This window comes from Paracoccus indicus, from assembly GCF_003056335.1.
Classification (GTDB): domain Bacteria; phylum Pseudomonadota; class Alphaproteobacteria; order Rhodobacterales; family Rhodobacteraceae; genus Paracoccus; species Paracoccus indicus.
Genome location: NZ_PYWA01000001.1, coordinates 322001 through 342393, shown reverse-complemented (window position 1 = coordinate 342393; position 20393 = coordinate 322001). Strand labels below are relative to the sequence as shown.

The 20393-nt window shown below is 66.2% G+C and carries 19 protein-coding genes; 9 read left to right on the top strand and 10 right to left on the bottom strand.

The genetic code is table 11. The features are described 5' to 3' along the window. Nucleotides 1-3: 3 nt before the first annotated feature. The 7 genes from DDE75_RS01775 to DDE75_RS01745 all read right to left on the bottom strand — a co-directional run bounded on the left by DDE75_RS01775 (nucleotide 4) and on the right by DDE75_RS01745 (nucleotide 6604). Nucleotides 4-921 carry an ABC transporter ATP-binding protein gene (locus DDE75_RS01775; protein ID WP_108500657.1) on the bottom strand — a complete coding sequence of 306 codons (918 nt, stop codon included), beginning with the start codon at nucleotides 919-921 and terminating at the stop codon, nucleotides 4-6. Then, nucleotides 918-2051 carry an ABC transporter permease gene (locus DDE75_RS01770; protein WP_108500656.1) on the bottom strand — a complete coding sequence of 378 codons (1134 nt, stop codon included), beginning with the start codon at nucleotides 2049-2051 and terminating at the stop codon, nucleotides 918-920. Before DDE75_RS01770 ends, DDE75_RS01775 begins: the two co-directional genes overlap by 4 nt. After that, the gene (gene osmF, locus DDE75_RS01765; protein WP_108500655.1) at nucleotides 2048-2956 is read right to left on the bottom strand and encodes a glycine betaine ABC transporter substrate-binding protein OsmF; all 909 of its coding nucleotides are present in this window, start codon (nucleotides 2954-2956) and stop codon (nucleotides 2048-2050) included. The genes DDE75_RS01770 and osmF overlap by 4 nt, the downstream gene beginning before the upstream one ends. Before the next feature lie 169 nt (nucleotides 2957-3125). Next, nucleotides 3126-4442 carry a TRAP transporter large permease gene (locus DDE75_RS01760; protein WP_108500654.1) on the bottom strand — a complete coding sequence of 439 codons (1317 nt, stop codon included), beginning with the start codon at nucleotides 4440-4442 and terminating at the stop codon, nucleotides 3126-3128. Beyond that, on the bottom strand, nucleotides 4442-4999 hold the full coding sequence (locus DDE75_RS01755) for a TRAP transporter small permease subunit (RefSeq protein WP_108500653.1): 558 nt from the start codon (nucleotides 4997-4999) through the stop codon (nucleotides 4442-4444). The genes DDE75_RS01760 and DDE75_RS01755 overlap by 1 nt, the downstream gene beginning before the upstream one ends. A 55-nt stretch (nucleotides 5000-5054) precedes the next feature. Continuing rightward, nucleotides 5055-6077 carry a TRAP transporter substrate-binding protein gene (locus DDE75_RS01750; protein WP_108500652.1) on the bottom strand — a complete coding sequence of 341 codons (1023 nt, stop codon included), beginning with the start codon at nucleotides 6075-6077 and terminating at the stop codon, nucleotides 5055-5057. Nucleotides 6078-6100: 23 nt separating this feature from the next. Further along, nucleotides 6101-6604 (bottom strand): gluconokinase, encoded by a 504-nt coding sequence (locus tag DDE75_RS01745; protein ID WP_108500651.1) that lies wholly within the window; start codon nucleotides 6602-6604, stop codon nucleotides 6101-6103. A gap of 115 nt (nucleotides 6605-6719) precedes the next feature. On the opposite strand from DDE75_RS01745, the gene gntR reads away from it, so the two are divergent. Next, entirely contained in the window at nucleotides 6720-7739 is a 1020-nt protein-coding gene (gene gntR, locus DDE75_RS01740) for an HTH-type transcriptional regulator GntR (RefSeq protein WP_108500650.1), read from the top strand. Here the strand turns inward: gntR and DDE75_RS01735 are convergent. The 3 genes from DDE75_RS01735 to DDE75_RS01725 are packed head-to-tail and all read right to left on the bottom strand — an operon-like array spanning nucleotide 7736 to nucleotide 10612. After that, a complete protein-coding gene (locus DDE75_RS01735) occupies nucleotides 7736-8314 on the bottom strand; it encodes a DUF1190 domain-containing protein (RefSeq protein ID WP_108500649.1) in 579 nt (192 codons plus the stop codon). The two genes, gntR and DDE75_RS01735, sit on opposite strands and share 4 nt — an antisense overlap. 19 nt (nucleotides 8315-8333) lie before the next feature. After that, a complete protein-coding gene (locus tag DDE75_RS01730; RefSeq protein ID WP_108500648.1) occupies nucleotides 8334-9560 on the bottom strand; it encodes a glutathionylspermidine synthase family protein in 1227 nt (408 codons plus the stop codon). Nucleotides 9561-9601: 41 nt separating this feature from the next. Continuing rightward, on the bottom strand, nucleotides 9602-10612 hold the full coding sequence (locus DDE75_RS01725) for a LacI family DNA-binding transcriptional regulator (RefSeq protein WP_108500647.1): 1011 nt from the start codon (nucleotides 10610-10612) through the stop codon (nucleotides 9602-9604). A 137-nt stretch (nucleotides 10613-10749) separates the two neighbouring features. Here DDE75_RS01725 and iolG point away from each other — a divergent pair, with 137 nt between their 5' ends. The 8 genes from iolG to iolD all read left to right on the top strand — a co-directional run bounded on the left by iolG (nucleotide 10750) and on the right by iolD (nucleotide 20384). After that, a complete protein-coding gene (iolG, locus tag DDE75_RS01720; protein ID WP_108500646.1) occupies nucleotides 10750-11754 on the top strand; it encodes an inositol 2-dehydrogenase in 1005 nt (334 codons plus the stop codon). 5 nt (nucleotides 11755-11759) lie between these two features. After that, complete coding sequence (locus DDE75_RS01715) at nucleotides 11760-12572, top strand: sugar phosphate isomerase/epimerase family protein (RefSeq protein ID WP_108500888.1); 813 nt, start codon at nucleotides 11760-11762, stop codon at nucleotides 12570-12572. Between the two features lie 85 nt (nucleotides 12573-12657). Continuing rightward, nucleotides 12658-13581 carry a sugar ABC transporter substrate-binding protein gene (locus tag DDE75_RS01710; RefSeq protein WP_108500645.1) on the top strand — a complete coding sequence of 308 codons (924 nt, stop codon included), beginning with the start codon at nucleotides 12658-12660 and terminating at the stop codon, nucleotides 13579-13581. A 65-nt stretch (nucleotides 13582-13646) separates the two neighbouring features. Next, nucleotides 13647-14750 carry an ABC transporter permease gene (locus DDE75_RS01705; RefSeq protein WP_108500644.1) on the top strand — a complete coding sequence of 368 codons (1104 nt, stop codon included), beginning with the start codon at nucleotides 13647-13649 and terminating at the stop codon, nucleotides 14748-14750. 1 nt (nucleotide 14751) lies between these two features. Next, nucleotides 14752-15528: an ATP-binding cassette domain-containing protein gene (locus DDE75_RS01700; protein ID WP_108500643.1), complete on the top strand. Its 777-nt coding sequence runs from the start codon at nucleotides 14752-14754 to the stop codon at nucleotides 15526-15528. Then, on the top strand, nucleotides 15528-16652 hold the full coding sequence (locus tag DDE75_RS01695) for a Gfo/Idh/MocA family protein (RefSeq protein WP_108500642.1): 1125 nt from the start codon (nucleotides 15528-15530) through the stop codon (nucleotides 16650-16652). Before DDE75_RS01700 ends, DDE75_RS01695 begins: the two co-directional genes overlap by 1 nt. Beyond that, a complete protein-coding gene (locus DDE75_RS01690; RefSeq protein ID WP_108500641.1) occupies nucleotides 16639-18558 on the top strand; it encodes a bifunctional 5-dehydro-2-deoxygluconokinase/5-dehydro-2-deoxyphosphogluconate aldolase in 1920 nt (639 codons plus the stop codon). Before DDE75_RS01695 ends, DDE75_RS01690 begins: the two co-directional genes overlap by 14 nt. Further along, on the top strand, nucleotides 18555-20384 hold the full coding sequence (iolD, locus tag DDE75_RS01685; RefSeq protein WP_108500640.1) for a 3D-(3,5/4)-trihydroxycyclohexane-1,2-dione acylhydrolase (decyclizing): 1830 nt from the start codon (nucleotides 18555-18557) through the stop codon (nucleotides 20382-20384). The genes DDE75_RS01690 and iolD overlap by 4 nt, the downstream gene beginning before the upstream one ends. The last annotated feature ends 9 nt before the right edge of the window (nucleotides 20385-20393 follow it).

Sequence of the window (20393 nt, the reverse complement as noted above, 5' to 3'; positions counted from 1 at the left end):
CGATCACGGCGCAGCCCTTTCGCGCAGGGCGGTCAAGGTGACCACGCCGCCGCCTTCGACGGGCAGGGCGTCGCGGCCGCTCCAGAGGCATTCGGCCAAGGCGTCGCGCAGGGTCGCATCCCGCGGGATGGGGGTGCCCGTGGCATGACCCTCGGTCGCGATCCTGAAGGCGGGGGTCAGCGACAGCAGGTGGAAGGGGCGCATGTCGGGGCCGATCAGCGCCTCGACGAAGGGGGTGGCGGGGGCGCGCAGGATCTCGGCGGGCGGTGCATATTGCAGCAGGCGTCCCTGATCCATGACGGCGATCTGATCGCCCAGCAGGATCGCCTCGGTCATGTCATGGGTGACCAGAACCAGCGTGGTGCCCAACTGGCGCTGGATCTGTCGCAGGTCGGCCTGTGCCTTGGCGCGGATCACCGGGTCCAGCGCGCCGAAGGGTTCGTCCATCAGCAGCACGTCGGGCTTGGCGGCCAAGGCGCGTGCCACGCCGATGCGCTGTTGCTGGCCGCCCGACAGTTCATGCGGCATGCGGTCGCGAAAGGCATCTGGGTCCAGCTGGAACAGCGTCAGCAATTCGTCGACCCGGGCACGGATTTCGTCCGCGGGCCAGCGCAGCAGGCGCGGGACGGTGGCGATGTTCTGTCCGACGGTGCGATGCGGAAACAGCCCGTGCCCCTGGATGGCATAGCCGATGCGGCGACGCAGCAGATGCGGCGCGATGCCGCCCGTGTCCTGTCCGTCGATCAGCACGTGCCCCGAGGTCGGCATCACCAGCCGGTTGATCATCCGCAGCAGCGTCGTCTTGCCCGACCCCGATGTGCCGACCAGCGCCGCGATCTGGCCACGTTCGACCGTCAGGCTGACGTCATCGACGACCGGCTTGCCGTCATAGCGCTTGGTCAGGTGCTGGATCTGGATCATGCGGACCTCGGGGTGTGGCGATTCAGGGATTGGACCAGCAGGTCCAGCGCGATGCCCGCCACCAGAGCCATCCCGATGGTGGGCAGCGCGCCCAGCAGGACCAGGTCCATCGCCGTCTGGTTCAGGCCTTGAAAGACGAAGGTGCCGAAGCCGCCGCCGCCGATCAGGCCCGCGATGACGGCCAGCCCGATGTTCTGGACCAGCACGATGCGGATGGCCGCCAGCAGGACGGGCAGCGCCAGCGGCACCAGCACCCATGCCAGCACCTGCCAGCGGGTCAGCCCAAGGCCCAAGGCGGCATCCTGCGTGGCGGGGCTGACACCCGACAGGCCGGTCAGCGTGTTCGAGACGACGGGCAGCAGCGAATAGAGAAACAGCGCCACCAAGGCGGGAAAGACCCCGATGCCTGCGATACCCGCCTGCGCCGCGCCCGGAACGTTGGCAGCGATCCAGCCGAAGATCGGAATCATGATCCCGAACAGCGCCAGCGACGGAATGGTCTGAAGGATGTTCAACACCGACAGGACCGGACCGCGCGCCGCGGGCGATTGGTGGATGGCGACGCCCAAGGGCAGTCCCACCAGAAGCGCCAGCCCAAGCGATCCGAAGGCCAGGAACAGATGGGCCGCCCCTTCACGCAGGAAGGCATCGCGGCGGGCGGCGTATTCGCGCATGACCGAGACCTGATCCAGCCAACCCGTTGTCAGTACCAGGACCACCAGCCCCACGACCCCTGCCAGCATCAACCAGCGCCATCTCAGCGATGGCCGCAGCCGGGTGACGGCATCGGTCAGCATCAGGGAAAACGCCAACAGCAGCAGCCAGAACCCTGCGGCGGGGGCCACGCGCGCCAGATCGGGGGCTTGGTCCATCAACATGCGCGCGGTGCCGCCTAGGGTCAGGACGACCGTGCCCAAGCCTGCCAGACCGCCCGCCAATCGCCAGATGTGTGGCCAGTGCAGGCAACCGGCCAGCAGGATCAGGGCCAGAAGGGCGGTCAGTGGCAGCGGCAAGCCAACGCCTTCGCCCGGCACGATGCGGTTGGGTTTGAACTGCACCAGCGGCAGGACCAGCCCCGCCAGCCCGATCAGGGCAAACAGCAGGCCGGGGCGGTCAGCCCGCAGGGTCATCCGTCCAGAAAGCCCGCGCCGGTCAGATAGTCTCGGGCGACGGTTTCGGCAGGTTCTCCACCGATCTGGATGCGACCGTTCAGGTCCTGCAGGGTCTTCAGGTCCAGCCCTTCGAAGATGGGTGCCAGCACGTCGCGGATTTCGGGATGGGCCTCCAGAACCTCGGCGCGCACGATGGGGGCAGGCTGATAGACAGGTTGCACGCCCTTGTCATCCTCCATCACGACCAGACCCGCAGGGGCGATGCCGCCGTCGGTGCCATAGACCATGGCCGCATTCACCCCCGAGGTCTGCTGCGCGGCCGCCGCGATGGTGGCTGCCGTGTCACCCCCCGAAAGCTGAACCAGCTGGTCGGGCGTCATCTTGAAGCCATAGGTCGATTGGAACGCCGGCAGCGCCGCGGCCGAGGTCACGAATTCGGTCGAGGCCGCCAGCTTGATGTCGCCGCCATCGCTGATCCAGGTGCCAAGGTCGGACATGCTGGCAAGGTTGTTTTCCTCGGCCAGGTCCTGACGCAGGGCGATGGCCCAGGTGTTGTTCGCGGGCGAGGGCTGCAGCCAGACCACGTCGTTCTGCTCCAGATCCAGTTCGGCCACGCGCTGGTATCCGGCCTCGGCATCCTTCCAGACCTCGCTGTCGGCCTCGTTGAAGAAGAAGGCGCCATTGGCGGTATACTCGGGATAGATGTCGACCTGCCCCGAGGTGATGGCATCGCGCATGATCGGCGTACCGCCCAGTTGCAGGCGTCCCTTCACGGGCAGCCCGGCGTCCTGCAGCGCCATCAGGATGATGTTGCCCAGAAGTCCACCCTCGGTGTCGATCTTCGAGGATACGGTGATGTCCTGGGCTCCTGCGGCGGAACCAAGCCCGATCAGGGCGGCGGCAATGACGGGAATGGTCTTCATGGGTCGTCCTTTCGTGGCGCGCCCGGCGCGATCCGGTGGTTCGGATTCTGGGTCGTGACCCAAGCGCAAGGCAAGGGGAAAGGTTCCGACCGTCATCGCACTGCCATGAAAAAACGCGGGGCCGGGGGTCGTCCCCCGGCCCCAGCCCCAGCCCCGGTCAAGCTCAGGCTCAGTAGATGGCGATCATCGGGAAGGCGATCAGCAGCCCCACTGCCAGGATCTGCAACCCGATGAAGGGCAGCAGGGCGCGGAAGATCTCGCCCAGGGAAATGTCGGGCGGGGTGACCGACTTCAGGTAGAAGGCGGCAGGCCCGAAGGGCGGCGACAGGAAGCTGACCTGCATGTTCATCGCGAACAGAACACCGAACCAGACCGGATCGTAACCAAGACTGACGATGATCGGCACGAAGATCGGCATGGTCAGCAGCGCGATCCCGACCCAGTCCAGGAACATGCCCAGGACGAACAGGATGGCCATCATGAACAGGATGATGACGGTCGGATTGTCACTGATGCCGGTGATCAGATCGGACACGAAGGTGATGCCGCCCATCAGGTTGAAGACGCCGACCAGCGCGGATGCACCGATACCGATCCAGACGATCATGCCGACGGTCTGCAGGGTCTGGATGGCCGCGCCGCGCAGCAGGCTCCAGGTGAATTCGCCGCGCACGATGGTCGACAGCAGGACGCCCGCCACGCCGACAGCGCTGGCCTCGGTCACCGATGCGATGCCGCCGTAGATCGAGCCAAGCACCATGACGACCACGACGATCGGCAGGAACAGCCCTTTCAGCAGACGCAGCTTTTCCGCCATTGGCACGGGATCGGTCACGGCGGGGGGGACGGCGTTCGGCGTCAGCCAGGCGCGCATCAGGACATAGCCGACATAAAGCAGCGCCAGCAGTCCGCCCGGCACGAAGGCCGCCGTGAACAGGTCGCCGATCGAGACGTTGGCGGTCAGGCCATAGATGATCAGCACGATCGAGGGCGGCACCATGGTCCCGAGGCTGCCGCCTGCGCAGACGACACCGATGGCCAGCTTGCGGTCATAGCCCTGCGCCAGCATCTGCGGCAGGGCGATCAGACCCAGCAGCACGACCTCGCCGCCGATGATTCCGGACATGGCGGCCAGGATGACGGCCACGAAGATCGTCTGGACGGCCACGCCGCCACGGATGCGGCCACCGATCAGGCGCATCGCCTCGAACAGGTCGCGCGCGATGCCGCTGCGGTCCAGGATGGCCGCCATCAGCACGAACATCGGCACCGAGACGAAGACGAAGCTGCTGACGAAGGAATAGACGCGGCTGGTGATCAGCGGCACGACGTTCGGCCCGAACCAGCCAAGCGCGAAGATCAGCGTGACCAGCAGGGTGACGAAGGCCAGCGGAATGCCCGTGACCAGAAGGCCCAGAAGCATCGCGAACAGCACCAGCGTGCCGGTCTCGATCCCCAGGGATTGAAGCGAACCGAAAATCTCCATCAGCGGGCCCCCATGCCCTGCCCGCGGGCATAGTTGATCGCAAGGATCACGAATTGCACTGCCATGACGATCAGCGAGACCATCAGCAGGATCTTCAGCATGCCGGGGAACGCGGGGTTCCAGGCGCTGCCGGATGTTTCAAGGTGAAAGCTGCCGTCGGGACGCCATGCGGCGCGCTTGACCATCTGCCATGCGGCCCAAGCGAAGGCGCCAGCGGAAAGGGCGCAGACCGCCGAGATCAGGAAATCGGCCACGCGGCGCGCGGCCGGCGGCAGGATGTCATAGACCAGCACGACCCGGATATGGCGGTCGCGCGACGTGCACAGCAGCCCGCCGTAGATGAACGAGATCGCGCAGAGGAACACCGTCGTCTCATGCGCCCAATTGGTCGGGCTGGCAAAGACGTAACGCAGGATGACCTCCTGGATCAGGATCAGCATGGCGACGACCAGCCCCATGGCGGGGATCAGTGCGAAACGGTCGATCCATCGACCCAGAAAGCCGGATTGCGCGACGGCGGCATGCTCCTCGCGCGGCATCTCGTCGGATGCGGACATGGTGTTTCCCCTCCCTCGGGTGGGGTCGGGCGCGTGGCCCGACCCGAAGCGTGTTTTACTCGACCAGGCCTTTTTCGGTCAGATAGGCGGTCAATGCGTCATAGACCTTCTGGGCGGCGGGGGACTGGCTTGCGACCTTTTCCCATTCGCCCATGGCAATGCCGCGGAACTTGGCGCGTTCCTCGTCGGACCAGTCGTGGATGGTGATCTTGCCGCCTTCCTTGGCTGCCGCGACGGCCTCTTCATCGGCCTCGGCCAGCGCTGCGACCTGAACGCGGGCGAAGTCGTGGACCGATTGGGTCATGACCTGCTGCAGATCCTCGGGCAGGGCGTCCCACTTGTCCTTGTTCATCGAGATCTCGACCAGGGGCATCGAGTGGAAGCCCGGATAGACCGGATGGGGCGCGATGTCGTTCAGGCCCTGCGCCTGGTTCGTCGAGAAGACGGTATAATCGGCCGCGTCGATGACCTTCTTGTCCAACGAGGTGAAAACCTCGGAGCCGGGCAGGTTCACGGGCGATGCGCCGGCGGCGGCAAAGACCGATTGGACCAGGCCTTCGGGGGCGCGGATCTTGACGCCCGACAGGTCGTCCACGCCGTCCAGCGGCACGGCGCTGACCAGTGCTTCCAGACCGGGGGTCGTGGCGCCGATGAACTGCAGGCCATAGGGGTTCATGATCTCGTTCAGCAGTTCCTTGCCGCCGCCGTTCTCGACGAAGTCCAGCATCTGTTCGGGGGCGGACCATGCGCCGACGGGGTTGCCCATCAGGCCGAATGCCGGATCCTTGCCCGAGAAATAGGACAGGTCGGTGACATGGCCGTCCAGGATGCCGGTGGCGATCGCGTCCTGGGTTTCGTTATGCGCGACGATCGATTCGACGGGCATCAGGTTGATCTCGATCTTGCCGTCCGATTTCTCGGCGACATCCTTGGCCCAGCCCTGCTGCAGCATGAAGTTGGGGTTGCCCGCCGGGTCCGAGGACTGGAAGCGGAAGGTGTAATCGGCCGACAACGCAGGGGCGGCCAGCGCCATCAGCGCGGTGGCGGCCATCAGGGTGCGGCGGGTCAGGTTGGTCATTCGGTTCTCCTCCGGGTTGGTATTCAGGCAGCCGGGGCCAAGGCCTCGGCGGCAAGTTCGATGATGCGTTCGGGCGCCAGGGCCACGCTGAGCCACAGCGCGTTTTCGGCCTGGGCGTCGGGGGCCTGAAGCGCCGCCAGCTGGCTGTCGATCAGGCTGGTCGGCATGTAGTGGCCCTTGCGGGCGTTCATCCGTTCCTCGATCACGGTGCGGTCGCCGTGCAGGAAGACGATGTCCAGCGGTCCGGTCACGCTGCGCAGACGGTCGCGGTGGGCACGGCCAAGCGCGGAACAGGCCAGAACCGCACGCTTGGGTGCCGCATTCACGGCCTGTCCCAACCGGTCCAGCCAGCCCCAACGCATGTCATCCGTCAAGGGGCGGCCTTCCCGCATCTGTGCGACGCTGGTTTCGTCGTGATATTCGTCGGCTTCGATGAAGCAGCCGCCGAGCCGGTCCGCGATGCCCTGCGCAATCGTCGATTTGCCGACGCCGCAGATCCCCATGACCAGAATCGGTCGCACATTCATCGTGATTGTCCTCCTGTCGTGCCACCTCCTCGATGACAGCGCAATCATGTATGACAGCGCTGTCATACGTCAACCCCCTTACTTTTCTTGCGGAACGGGATAACGTGCCGACATCATGGAAAAAACGCGCAAGACAACATTGTCGGACGTTGCGGCCTTGGCCGATGTCAGCCCTATCACGGTCTCGCGCGCGCTGCGGGACCCCGAAAAGGTATCGCAGGATGCACGGGCGCGAATCACCCGGGCCATCGCCCAGCTGGGCTATGTCCCGAACCCTGCGGCGCGGGCCTTGGCATCGGGGCGGACGGATGTGGTGGGGGTGATCATCCCCTCGGTCAGCAACAACGTCTTCGCGGATGTGCTGCGCGGCATCTATGACGGGTTGCAGGACAGCCCGCTTGGGGTGCAGCTGGGAACCACCCGCTATTCCCCTTCGACCGAGGAACAGCTGGTCCGCGTCTTCCTGTCCCAGCAGCCCGCCGGGTTGATCGTGGCGGGGCATGACCAATCGCCTGCCGCGCGTGCGCTGTTGCAGGGGGCCGAATGCCCCGTCGTGCAGATCATGGAGGTCGGTCCGCAGCCCATCGATCTGGTCGTCGGGCTGTCGCATTACCAGGCGGCGCGGGACGGGGCGCAGCATCTGCTGGACATGGGATACAAGGCGCCGGCTTTCCTAGGGGCGCAGATGGACCCGCGCAGCCAGCGCCGCCTGGCGGGGTTCCGCGATTGCCTGATCGCGGCGGGCATGGGGGCTGACGATCCCGTTGTCACCACGCCCGAGCCGTCATCCGTCAGCCTGGGGTGTCGCCTGTTCGCCGATCTGCTTGCCACGCGGCCCCGGACCGATGCGGTGCTGTGCAACAACGACGACCTGGCGCTTGGCGTGCTGTTCGAGGCGCAGCGCCGCAACATCCGCATTCCCGACCAGCTTGGCATCTGCGGCTTCAACGACCACGAGATGATGTCGGCGGCCGAACCGCCCCTGACCTCGGTCGAAACCGACCGCTACGAGATGGGGCGCGCCGCCATCCGCCAGATCCGCGACCGGCTGGCGGGCAAGGGGCATCCGCGCGGCCATGCGGTCGATCTGGGATACAGGCTGGTGCCGCGCGTCAGCACGGCGCGGCGCGACTAACCGCCGAAGCTGCTGCGGCTGCCGCCGAAGCCGCCGCGCGATCCGGCGGTTGCCCGGGTCATCGGCGCACGACCTGCGGTGGCTGCGGGGCGGGCGAAATTCTGCGCACCCATGGTGGCGCGGCCCGCATTGCTGCCGAAATTCGTCGTGCCGGTGGCATTGGTGAAGCCGCCCTGCGCATTGCGATACATCGGCTGCGAGGCCGCCATCCCGCCGCCCGCACGCCCCAGCATGTTCCCGATGAGGTAACCGGCCAGCAGCGGCATGAAGATGCTGCCCGACCCGCCATTGCTGACCTGCTGTTCCTCGGACCCGCAGTTGCCTTCGCCGTGCTGTTCCTCGCAGACCTGCAGGCTGTCATAGCGGGGGGCGGATTCGACGTGCAGCGCCTCGGCCTCGGCGAAGGCCTTGTCGCATTCCTCGACCGAGAAGAGGCCGTCCTGCGCGGCGGCAGCCTCGCAGCTTGCCATGTCGGGGAAGGCCTGCGCGTCGACCTGTTCCTCGCGGCAGCCCGCGACGGTGAAGGCGGCGGCGCCAAGGATGGTCAGCGCGACGGTTCTGGAACGTTTTCTCATATTCCCTCCTTAGCGCGGATCACTCCGCGATGAAATGCGGCTTGAAGCGCGACAGGTCCTGGGTGATCCGCGACCGATCCTCGCGCATGCCGATGCCTGCGCAGGCGTGGCCCACGATCCATGCGCCCACCACCGGGCGGAAGCCGTCGAATTCCGGCAGCGGGTGATAGGCCTGAACGATGCGCGGATGGCGGTCGTAATCGGTATTGGGGCTGGTTTCGGTGACGTCCCCGCCCTCGACGATGCTGATCGAGGCCCCCTCGCGCGAAAAGATCGGCTTGACCACATGGGCTGCGCGGATCTGGTCGGCGACGCGGCCGAAGGCGTCGGCAACCTCGGGGGCAGTCTGGCCGCCCGCGACCAGCGCATCGGCCACATCATCGGCAAAGAAGGCCGGCAGCAGGTTCGGATGCCCTTCGAACATCTGCCACAGGACGGGCAGCAGGCCCTTGTTGGATACGACGGCCTTCCATGCCGGTTCGATGAACAGGCAGCCCGCGCCCTTGATGTGCTTGCCGAAATCATCGGCCAGCATGTCCTCCCACGGATACAGCTTGAACAGCGTGCCGATGACGCGGTCCTGATCGTCTAGGAACTGCTTGTTCTTGCTGATCGCGATCTTGTCCAGATCGGTGTAATGCGCGCCCATTCCCGCTTCGCGCGCGGCCCAAGCCATGGATTCGACGGTGGCGTAATCTTCCGGCGTGTCGGGCATGGCGGTGAAATGGATGTCGGTGTTCGGCTCGAACAGTTCCCTGAAGCGTTCGATCAGCGCCTCGTGGATGCCATTGAACTGGTCGGACCCTTCGGGCAGGACCCCCGCCGCCAGCTGATCCTCCAGCCATTGCCACTGGAAGGCCGCGCTTTCGTAAAGCGAGGTCGGCGTGTCGGCGTTGTATTCCAGCAGCTTGGCCGGACCCGTACCGTCATAGGCCAGGTCCATGCGGCCATAGACCTCGGGTTCGTTGCGGGCCCAGCTGTCGGCGATCAGATCGAAATGCGCGGGCGGAATGCCCAGCTTGGCCATCAGTGCCTTGTCGCCGACGATGCGGTCTACGGCCTGGCGGGTCATGGCGTGCAGTTCGGTGGCCGGGTCCTCCAGATCGTTCTCGATCTGCTCCAGCGTGAACTGATAGGCCGATGTTTCGTCCCAATAGGGTTCGCCATGCATATGGGCGAAGGTGAAACCGGCATCCTCGGCCTTGGCGGCCAGGTCGGGGCGTTCTGGAAGGGTGATCTTGCGCATGACGTTTATCTAAGCCCTGCCGACCGCCACGACCAGAGGCCTCAGGTCGTCAGGCGTGCGATAAACTGACCGGGCAGGGCGACGTCCCCGGTCAGCTTGCCCTCCAGCACGTCCAACAGGCGTTCGGCCATGGCGGTGATCGGCTGGCGATAGGTGGTCAGCTGATAGGCGGGTGAACTGGAGAGCGGAATGTCGTCGAAGCCCGTGACCGCGATGTCCTGCGGCACCCTCAGCCCCATCCGATAGCGGATCGCATCCATCGCGCCGATGGCGATGATGTCGTTTTCGCAGACCAGCACGTCGGGGCGGCTGGCCGCGTCGCGGTCCTGCAGCAGCGCCGTCACACGCTCGATCGCGGGGCCGAAGTCATAGGCCGAGGTGTTGATCGAGGGCACGATGGTGCCCGTGCGGTCCCGCCAGTATTCGATGAAGGTCGACTTGCGGTGCAGCTTGGCCGATTGCGTGTCGGGTCCCGCCAGGAAGACGGGGCGATGATAGCCGCGTTCCAGCAGGTGATCGGCGATCTGGCGCATGGCGATCTCGTCGTCGCAGGCGATGGCCAGCGTGTTGGGGTTCTGGCTGTAGCGCGCGAAGATCACCAGCTTCTTCAGCCGTCGCGCGCCAAGGGCCGTCTCCAGCATCTTGTCGTCGAAGCGCGTGCCGATGACCACGGCCGCATCGACCCGTCGCTGGCTGGCGGCCAGCAGCGCCGCCGAGGCATCCTCGCTGTCGGACATGTGCACCAGAAGCGTTCCCCAGCCCCGCGACCACAGGATGCGCGTCAGCCGTTCCAGCAGCACCAGCTTGTGGGGGTTGTTGAAGTCGTTGGTGATCAGCGCGATCAGGTTCGATCGGTCCGAGGCCAGCGACGAGGCCATCAGGTCGGGCGCATAGCCAAGCGCCTCGGCCGCGGCGATCACCCGTTCCCGACTTTGCCGAGAGATCGAGGCGTCCTTCTTGAAGGCGCGCGCCACGGTCCAGCGCGATACGCCTGCCGCTGCGGCCACGTCGTCTGCGGTCACGCTGTCGGTGTTGTCTTCGGATTCTGCCATGTGGACATCCTAACCTGCACGTCACCTGACGGGAAGCGTTTTGCACGCGCGTGCAGATTATTGTTGCACGCGCGTGCAAGTCGGTGCAACGTTACGTCACATACAGTTCTGCAGATGATTCGAGGGAGGAGTGCAGGATGCTTAAGGTTGCCTTGCTGGGGGCTGGCCGGATCGGTCAGGTCCATGCCAGATCGATCGTCCAGACCAAGTCCTGCGAACTGGTCGCCGTCGCCGACGTGAATGCCGCGGCCGCGCAGGACCTGGCCGGACAGATCGGTGCGAAACCCATGACCGTTGAGGAGATCATCGACGACACCTCGATCGATGCGGTGCTGATCGCGACATCGACCGACACCCATTCCGACCTGATCGAACGCGCCACCGCCGCCGGCAAGGCGGTCCTGTGCGAAAAGCCGGTCGATCTGTCGCTGGAGCGCGCGCTTTCGACGCTGGCCAAGGCCGAGGCCACCGGAAAGCCGGTCATGGTCGGCTTCAACCGCCGCTTCGACCCGAATTTCGCCGCCCTGAAGGCATCCTTCGACAAGGGCGAGATCGGCAAGGGCGAGCTGCTGTCCATCACCTCGTTCGATCCCGCGCCGCCGCCGGTCAGCTATGTCAAGGTCTCGGGCGGGTTGTTCCGCGACATGATGATCCACGATTTCGACATGGCCTGCTGGATCTTCGGCGGCGCCCCCGCCAAGGTCACCGCCACGGGTGCGTCCCTGGTCGATCCCGAGATCGGCGCCGCCGGCGATGTCGATACCGCCGCCGTCACGATGGTCTGGGACGACGGGCGCATCGCGGTCATCAAGAACTCGCGCCGCGCCGGATACGGCTATGACCAGCGGATCGAGATCCTGGGATCCGAAGGACTGCTCTCGGCGGCCAACATGCTGGAAAACACCGTCCAGAAGATCACCACCGAAGGCGCCGTCAGCGCCAAGCCGGTCTATTTCTTCCTGGAACGCTACATGCGGGCCTATCAGGACGAATGGACGGCCTTCCTGGATGCGGTGCAGTCGGGCGGCACCATGCCGGTCACGCTGCGCGAAGGCGTTGCGGCCCTTGCCTGTGCCGAGGCCGCGACGCGGTCGATGCAGACCGGCGAAACTGTCGCCATCACCCCTGACATGCTAGGATGACCGACATGCGTCCAATCGGTTGCTGTACCTGGATCTTCGGCACGAACGACATCGCGGCCATCGCGGCCCGTGCCGCACGCGCGGGGCTGGACGGGGTCGAGATCCACGGCGATCTCTCGATCGATCCGGCCCAGGCAGGACGTATCCTGTCCGACCACGGGCTGCGGGCCTTCTCGATCACGCCGGGGGATGCCGACATCAGCCATCCCGACGCCTCGGTGCGCCAGGCGGCGCTGGACTATTATCGCAAGATGGTCGATTGGGCCGTGGCCCTGGACCATGGGCCGCGGGTCGGCTGCCACGGTCTGGTGCAGCGCATCCGCCCCGTCAGCGATCTTGCGCAGGAAAACGAATTGCTGGTCGACAGCACGACGCAGATCTGCGCGATGGCCGATGCCGCCGGGCTGGATGTCTGCTTCGAGATCCTGAATCGCTATGAAAGCCATCAGGTCCGTACCGTGACCGAGGGGCTGGCCCTGCTGGACGCGGTCGGCGCGGGCAACCTGGCGCTGTTGCCGGATGCCTATCACATGAACATCGAAGAGGCCGATCCCGCCGCCGCCCTCAGGGCCGGTGCCGGGCGGATCGGCCTCTATCACCTGGCCGACAGCAATCGCGGGGCGGTGGGGGACGGTCACATCGACTTTGCCGCCCAGTTCAGCGCGCTGGATGCCATCGATTACGCGGGGCCGATGATCGTCGAACCCGCAGCCCCCGGCCCCGATCCGTTCAACACGAACAAGGGCCCCGGCTTTGAAGATACGCTCGAGGATATGCTGACCCGGTCCGTCCGGGCGATCCGCAGCTTGGGCGGCTGACATCCGCGCGCACGAAGATGCGCCGGTTCACCCCGGGGCCCAAGGAGGGGCCGCGGGATCAGACCTGAAACCTGGGAGGGAAGACATGACCAAATTCAAGACCGCAGCGGCCGTCGCCGCATTGATGGGCCTTGCCGCACCGGCAATGGCGCAGAACATCATCGTCGTGGCGCATGGCCAGGCGAACGACCCGTTCTGGTCGGTCGTCAAGAACGGCGCGGCCAAGGCCGGCGAACACACCGGCGCGACCGTCGATTTCCGTTCGCCCGAAGTCTTCGACATGGTTGCCATGGGCCAGCTGATCGATGCCGCCGTCAACCAGGAACCCGATGGGCTGGTGGTGTCGATCCCCGATGCGGATGCGCTTGGGCCGTCGATCCAGCGCGCCGTCGATGCGGGCATTCCGGTGATCTCGATGAACTCGGGTTCGGATGTGGCCAAGGATCTGGGCGCGCTGCTGCACGTCGGTCAGTCCGAGTTCGAGGCAGGCAAGATCGCGGGCGAGAAGCTGGCCGAGATGGGCGGCAAGAAGGGCATCTGCGTCAACCAGGAGGTGGGCAACGTCTCGCTGGATCAGCGTTGCGAGGGCTTTGCCGAGGGCTTCGGCAACCCCGTTTCGGTGGTGCCGACCCAGAACGACCCGGCCGAGGTGCAGTCCAAGGTCCGCGCCGCACTGGACAGCGACCCCGAGGTCGATACCGTTCTGGGCCTGGGCGCCAGCCTTGTGGGTGAACCGGCCGTCGCCGCCGTCCAGGCGCTTGGCCGTGACGACGTGATGGTCGCCAGCTTCGATCTGTCGGCGGGCTTCCTGCAGGCGGTCGCCGACGGCAATGCCGCCTTTGCCATCGATCAGCAGCAGTACCTGCAGGGCTATCTGCCGGTCACCTTCCTGGCGCTGAACGCCGAATACGGCCTGATGCCGGGCGGCGACGTGCCCTCGGGTCCGAACCTGGTGATGCAGGAAGACGCCGAACAGGTGATCGAGCTGTCCTCGCAGGGCATCCGCTGATCCGACCTGACGCGGCGGGCGCGTGAAGCGCCCGCCCATTCCGACAGATAGGGGGGAGGGAACCCATGGCCAATGCCACCGCATCCGCGGATGAGCGGATAAAGACCGAATCCATCACCACGCGCCTGATGAAGCGGCCAGAACTGGGGGCGATCGGCGGGGTGATCCTTGTCACGATCTTCTTCCTGTTCACCGCCAGCGGGTCGATGTTCACCTTTTCGGGGATCATGAACTTCCTGACGCCCGCCGCACAGCTGGGCATCCTGGGCATCGCCGCGGCCATGCTGATGATCGGCGGCGAATTCGACCTGTCGATCGGGTCCATGGTGGCCTTCGCGGGCATGATCTTCGGCGTCCTGGTCGTGAACATGGGTCTGCCCCTGATCTTCGCCATTCCGCTGACCATGGCTTTTGCCGGCGCAATGGGCGCCGTCAACGGTGCCATCGTGCTGCGCACCGGCCTTCCCAGCTTCATCGTGACGTTGGCCTTCCTGTTCATCCTGCGCGGTGCCTCGCTGGTCGGGTTGAAGCTGTTCACCGGCGGTTCCACCCAGCTGCGCGGCGTGCGTGACGCGGTCGAGGGCGACTGGCTGACGCCGGTCTTTTCGGGCGATGCCTTCGGCGGTGCCTTCCAGTGGATGGCCGACAACGGCTGGATCGACTCGATGAATTCCGGCGCGCCCAAGGTGCCCGGCATCCCCGTCGAGATCCTGTGGTTCATCGCCGTCGCCGTCGTCGCCACCTTCGTCCTGCTGCGCACCCCGGCCGGCAACTGGATCTTCGCCACCGGCGGCGACAAGAACGCGGCCAGCAACTCGGGCGTGCCGGTGCGCAAGGTCAAGATCTCGCTGTTCATGCTGACGGCCTGCGCGGCGGCCATCGTGGCCATCATCACCGTGATCGATACCGGCTCGACCGATGCACGCCGCGGCTTCATGAAGGAATTCGAAGCGATCATCGCCGCAGTCATCGGCGGCTGCCTGCTGACGGGCGGTTACGGATCGGCCATCGGTGCCTTCTTCGGGGCGATCATCTTCGGCATGGTGACCATCGGCCTGACCTATACCGGCTTCGACCAGGACTGGTTCCAGGTCTTCCTTGGCGGCATGCTGCTTCTGGCCGTCGTCTTCAACAACGCGATCCGCAAGCGCGTGACGGGGGAACGCTGACATGACCGATCCCATCATCCACATGGAAGGCATCAAGAAGCACTTCGGCAACGTCATCGCCCTGAACGGTGTGACCTTCGACGTGCGTCCCGGCGAATGCCATTGCCTGCTGGGCGACAATGGTGCCGGCAAGTCGACCTTCATCAAGACCATGTCGGGCGTCCACAAGCCCACCGAAGGCTCCATCATGTTCGAGGGCAAGCCCCTGTCCTTCGACAGCCCCCGCGACGCGATGGAGGCGGGCATCGCCACCGTCTTCCAGGATCTGGCCATGATCCCGCTGATGAGCGTGACCCGAAACTTCTTCATGGGTCGCGAACCGACCAAGGGTCGTTTCATCAAGCGCTTCGACCTGGATGTCGCCAACGACATCTGCATGGAGGAGATGCGCCGCATGGGCATCAACCTGCGTGCGCCGGACCAGGCCGTGGGCACGCTGTCGGGTGGTGAACGCCAGACGGTCGCCATTGCCCGGGCTGTCTATTTCGGGGCCAAGGTGCTGATCCTGGACGAACCGACCAGCGCACTGGGCGTGCGCCAGACCTCGAACGTGCTGGCGACCATCGCGCGGGTGCGCAGCCAGGGCGTCGGCGTGGTCTTCATCAGCCACAACGTGCGCCACGCGCTGGCGGTGGGCGACCGCTTCACGGTGCTGAACCGCGGCCAGACCCTCGGCACCGCCCTGAAGGGCGAGATCGACGCCGCCGAGCTGCAGGACCTGATGGCCGGCGGGCAGGAACTGGCCAAGCTGGAAGGCAGCCTGGGGGGCACCATCTGATGGCGCAGGCGCGATCCCTTGGCGTCGCCCTGATCGGCACCGGGTTCATGGGCAAATGCCACGCGATGGCATGGCGCAATGTCGCCACCGTCTTCGGGGGCGCCCATCCCCGGTTGCAGGTCCTCTGCGACACCCCGGATCGTGCCGCCGCCATGGCCGAACAGTTCGGCTTTCAGCGCGGAACGGCCGACTGGCAGCAGGCCGTCGCCGATCCGTCGGTCGATGTGGTCAGCATCACCACCCCCAACGGGCTTCACCGCCCCATGGCCGAGGCGGCACTGCGGGCCGGCAAGCATGTCTGGCTGGAAAAGCCCATGGCGCTGACGCTTGAGGACGCCCGCGCCATGGCCGATCTGGCGGCACGCAATCCGGGGCAGGTGACGCTCCTGGGCTACAACTACCTGCGCAGCCCGGCCTTCCAGGCGGCGCGCAACCTGATCGCCGATGGCGCGATCGGGCGTCTGCTGGCGTTTCGCGGCGTCTATGACGAAGACTATTCCGCCGACCCGCTCCTCCCATGGTCCTGGCGGATGACTCGCGGGGAAGGGGGTCTGGGCGCGCTTGGCGATCTGGGCTGCCACCTCGTGAGTCTCATGGTGGCGCTGATGGGACCGGTTGATCAGGTCACGGCGATGACCCAGATCGCGGTCCCTCAGCGCCCCTCCCCGAACGGTCCGCGCGCGGTGGAAAACGACGACAGCGCCTTGGCCCTGATCCGTTTCGCCAATGGCGCGCAGGGGTCCTTTGCCACCTCCCGCGTGGCGCGGGGCCGCAAGTGCCGCCTGCAATGGGAGGTTCACGGCAGCGAGGGCACCCTGGTCTTCGATCAGGAAAACATGAACGAGCTTTGGGTGCACCGGACAGGGGATGCGGGCTTCGTGCGGCATCTGACCGGACCCGATCAGCCCGATTTCGCGGCCTTCTGCCCCGGCGCAGGCCACAACTTCGGGTTCAACGAACAGAAGGTCATCGAGTGCCGCGACCTGATCCGGGCCATCGGTGGCGGACAGCCAGCCACGCCCGATTTCGCGGCGGGCCTTGAAATAGAACGGATCATTCACGCGATGGCGGCCTCGGACGGGCGCCCGGTGATGATGAAGGAGGAGCACCATGAAGACGCTTGATGTTGTGACGATCGGCCGAAGCTCGGTCGATCTTTACGGTCAGCAGATCGGCGGCCGTCTGGAGGACATGGGGTCTTTCGCCAAGTACATCGGCGGCAGCCCGACGAACATCGCCTGCGGGACCTCGCGCCTCGGGCTGCGTTCGGCGGTGATCACCAAGGTCGGCGACGAACACATGGGCCGCTTCATCCGTGAACAGCTGGTGCGCGAAGGCGTCGACGTGCGCGGGGTTGGCACCGATCCCGACCGGCTGACCGCGCTGGTGATCCTTGGCATCCGCGACGAAGACAGCTTTCCGCTGATCTTCTATCGCCAGGACTGCGCCGACATGGCGCTGTCCAAAGACGACATCGACGAGGCGCTGATTGCCGATGCCCGCTGCGTTCTGGCCACCGGCACGCATCTGTCGCACCCGCAGACCGAGGCTGCCGTCCTCAAGGCGCTGGATCTGGCGCGGCAGCATGGCGCGCGGACGGCGCTGGACATCGACTATCGCCCGAACCTCTGGGGCGTGGCCGGGCATGGCGATGGCGAGAGCCGCTTCGTGGAAAGCGCCGCCGTCACCGAACGTCTGCAGAAGACGCTGCACCTTTTCGACCTGATCGTCGGCACCGAAGAGGAATTCCACATCGCCGGCGGCACCACCGACACGCTGGCCGCCCTGCGCGCGGTCCGCGCCGTCAGCGATGCCACGCTGGTCTGCAAGCGCGGGGCGGCGGGTGCCGTGGCCTTCGAAGGCGCGATCCCCGACAGCCTCGATGCCGGACAGGCCGGTCCCGGCTTCCCGATCGAGGTCTTCAACGTGCTGGGCGCGGGCGACGGTTTCTTTTCGGGCCTGCTGAAGGGCTGGATGGACGACGAGCCCTGGCCGCGCGCGTTGGAATACGCCAATGCCTGCGGGGCCTTCGCGGTCAGCCGCCACGGCTGCACCCCCGCCTATCCCAGCCTCGAGGAACTGCGCTTCTTCCTGGATCGCGGCGTGGTGCGCGCCGATCTGCGCAACGACCCCGATCTGGAACAGATCCATTGGGCGACGAACCGTCAGGGCCGGATGGGCGGCGACTGGTCGACGATGCGGGTCTTCGCCTTCGACCACCGCATCCAGCTGGAGGAGATGGAGGGTTATACCCCCGCCAAGGGCGGCGACTTCAAGAAGCTCTGCCTGCAGGCGGCGCTGCAGGTGCAGGACGGGCAGGCGGGCTATGGCATCCTGTGCGACAATCGCATCGGCCGCGCGGCGCTGCATGCGGCATCGGGCACGGGCCTGTGGATCGGACGCCCCGCCGAATGGCCGGCCTCGCGTCCGCTGACGCTGGAGCCGGAACTGGGCCCCGATTGCGGTGCCCTGCAGGAATGGGCGCGCGAGAATGTCGTCAAGGTGCTGTGCTTCTGCCACCCCGACGACGATGCCGCCACCCGCGCCGATCAGGAAGCGACGGTCGGCAAGCTCTATGCCGCCGCACGCCGCAACGGGCTGGATTTCCTGCTGGAGATCATTCCGTCCAAGGTCGGTCCGGTCGATGACGACACCACCGCGACGCTGATCAACCAGTTCTATGCCGCGGGCATCTTCCCCGACTGGTGGAAGCTGGAACCCCTGACCAGCAAGCAGGCATGGTCCAAGGCCATTGCCGCCATCGAGGCGCATGACAAGAACACCCGCGGCATCGTGGTTCTGGGCCTCGACGCCCCCGAAGATCAGCTGGCCGCCAGCTTTGCGGTCGCGGCCGAATTCCCGCTGGTGCGCGGTTTCGCCGTGGGTCGGACCATCTTTGGCAGCGTGGCCCGCGACTGGCTGGCCGGGCGCATCGACGACGCGCAAGCGGTGGCCACGATGGCGCAACGCTATGAAAGACTTTGCAATATTTGGGACGATGCGCGCGCCGCATCGCAGGTGGCAGCATGACGGCTACGATCCGACTGACGGCCGCGCAGGCCATGACCCGCTGGCTGTCGGTGCAGATGACCGAGGACGGCGAACGCTTCATCGGCGGGGTCTGGGCAATCTTCGGCCATGGCAACGTCGCGGGCCTGGGCGAGGCGCTGCACGGTATCGGCGACGCGCTGCCCACATGGCGCGGGCAGAACGAACAGACCATGGCCCATGCCGCCATCGCCTTTGCCAAGGGGCATGGGCGCAAGCGGGCGCAGGCGATCACCGCATCCATCGGGCCGGGGGCCACGAATATGGTCACCGCCGCGGCGCTGGCGCATGTGAACCGCCTGCCGCTGCTGCTGATCCCGGGCGATGTCTTCGCCAACCGCCGCCCCGATCCCGTCTTGCAGCAGATCGAGGATTTCACCGACGGTACGGTCAGCGCCAACGACTGCTTCCGTCCGGTGGTGCGCTATTTCGACCGCATCACCCGACCCGAGCATCTTCTCAGCGCGCTGCCCCGCGCGATGCGGGTGATGACCGATCCCGCCGATTGCGGGCCGGTCTGCCTGTCCTTCTGTCAGGACGTGCAGGCCGAGGCATACGACTGGCCGCAGGCGTTCTTTGAACCCCGCGTCTGGCGCATCCGCCGTCCCGCCCCCGATGCGCAGGAACTGGCGCAGGTCGCCGACCTGATCCGCGCGGCCAAGGCGCCGGTGATCGTGGCGGGTGGCGGTGTCATCTATTCGGGCGCAGAGGCGATGCTGGCCGATTTCGCCAGCCGCCACAACATCCCGGTGATCGAGACGCAGGCCGGCAAATCGGCGCTGGCGCAGGACCATCCGATGAACTTCGGCGCGGCGGGGGTCGATGGATCGGCGGCGGCGAATGCGGCGGCGGGCAAGGCCGACCTGGTGATCGGCATCGGTACACGCTTGCAGGATTTCACCACCGGATCGCGCACGCTCTTCGCCAACGGGCGGTTGGTCAGCATCAACGTCCAGCCCTATGACGCGGCCAAGCATGGCTCGGTCACGCTGGTCGCCGATGCCAAGGTGGCGCTGGAACAGCTGGGCGGCGCGCTTGGCGACCATCGCGCCGATGCCGCCGATACCGACAGCCGCGCGGCCTGGCTGGCGGCGGTGGACGTGCATTGCGCTGCCCCCACGGGCAAGGGGTTGCCGACCGATGCGCAGGTGATCGGCGCGGTGCAGCGGGCCTCGACCCCCGCCAGCATCGCCATGTGCGCGGCAGGCACCATGCCCGGTGCGCTGAAGTTGCTGTGGCAGCCCAGCCAAGGCGGCTATCACATGGAATACGGCTTTAGCTGCATGGGCTATGAGCTGGCCGGCGCGATGGGCCTGAAGCTGGCCCGTCCGGAACGCGAGGTTCTGTGCTTCGTGGGCGACGGCAGCTACATGATGGCCAACAGCGAATTGGCCACGGCGGTGATGCGGCGGATCCCCTTCACGGTGATCCTGACCGACAACCGCGGCTATGGCTGCATCAATCGCTTGCAGCAGGGCTGCGGCGGTGCGCCCTTCAACAACATGTATGTCGACAGCCGGATCGAGGCGCAGCCGCAGATCGACTTCGTCGCCCATGCCGGTGCCATGGGGGCGCATGCCGTCAAGGCCCGCGACATCGCCGACCTTCAGGCCCAGATCGAGGCGGCACGCGGGCGCGACATCCCCACCGTCATCGTCATCGACACCACCGCCGCCCAAGGCCCCGGTTTCGGCGATGCGGGCCATTGGTGGGACGTCGCCGTCCCCGAGGTGGGCGATACCGATGCGCTGCGCCGTGCCCACGAACGCTATCTTGAACAGGCGGGCCGTCAGGCCACGCTCAACTGAACGGACAAG

Coding starts and splice junctions, on each gene's coding strand:
- DDE75_RS01760 (WP_108500654.1), bottom strand. CDS start 4,442: ATGGAGATTTTCGGTTCGCTTCAATCCCTGGGGATCGAGACCGGCACG.
- DDE75_RS01750 (WP_108500652.1), bottom strand. CDS start 6,077: ATGACCAACCTGACCCGCCGCACCCTGATGGCCGCCACCGCGCTGATG.
- DDE75_RS01755 (WP_108500653.1), bottom strand. CDS start 4,999: ATGTCCGCATCCGACGAGATGCCGCGCGAGGAGCATGCCGCCGTCGCG.
- DDE75_RS01730 (WP_108500648.1), bottom strand. CDS start 9,560: ATGCGCAAGATCACCCTTCCAGAACGCCCCGACCTGGCCGCCAAGGCC.
- DDE75_RS01705 (WP_108500644.1), top strand. CDS start 13,647: ATGGCCAATGCCACCGCATCCGCGGATGAGCGGATAAAGACCGAATCC.
- DDE75_RS01775 (WP_108500657.1), bottom strand. CDS start 921: ATGATCCAGATCCAGCACCTGACCAAGCGCTATGACGGCAAGCCGGTC.
- DDE75_RS01725 (WP_108500647.1), bottom strand. CDS start 10,612: ATGGCAGAATCCGAAGACAACACCGACAGCGTGACCGCAGACGACGTG.
- DDE75_RS01770 (WP_108500656.1), bottom strand. CDS start 2,051: ATGACCCTGCGGGCTGACCGCCCCGGCCTGCTGTTTGCCCTGATCGGG.
- iolG (WP_108500646.1), top strand. CDS start 10,750: ATGCTTAAGGTTGCCTTGCTGGGGGCTGGCCGGATCGGTCAGGTCCAT.
- DDE75_RS01745 (WP_108500651.1), bottom strand. CDS start 6,604: ATGAATGTGCGACCGATTCTGGTCATGGGGATCTGCGGCGTCGGCAAA.
- DDE75_RS01700 (WP_108500643.1), top strand. CDS start 14,752: ATGACCGATCCCATCATCCACATGGAAGGCATCAAGAAGCACTTCGGC.
- DDE75_RS01735 (WP_108500649.1), bottom strand. CDS start 8,314: ATGAGAAAACGTTCCAGAACCGTCGCGCTGACCATCCTTGGCGCCGCC.
- osmF (WP_108500655.1), bottom strand. CDS start 2,956: ATGAAGACCATTCCCGTCATTGCCGCCGCCCTGATCGGGCTTGGTTCC.
- DDE75_RS01710 (WP_108500645.1), top strand. CDS start 12,658: ATGACCAAATTCAAGACCGCAGCGGCCGTCGCCGCATTGATGGGCCTT.
- DDE75_RS01715 (WP_108500888.1), top strand. CDS start 11,760: ATGCGTCCAATCGGTTGCTGTACCTGGATCTTCGGCACGAACGACATC.
- DDE75_RS01695 (WP_108500642.1), top strand. CDS start 15,528: ATGGCGCAGGCGCGATCCCTTGGCGTCGCCCTGATCGGCACCGGGTTC.
- DDE75_RS01690 (WP_108500641.1), top strand. CDS start 16,639: ATGAAGACGCTTGATGTTGTGACGATCGGCCGAAGCTCGGTCGATCTT.
- iolD (WP_108500640.1), top strand. CDS start 18,555: ATGACGGCTACGATCCGACTGACGGCCGCGCAGGCCATGACCCGCTGG.
- gntR (WP_108500650.1), top strand. CDS start 6,720: ATGGAAAAAACGCGCAAGACAACATTGTCGGACGTTGCGGCCTTGGCC.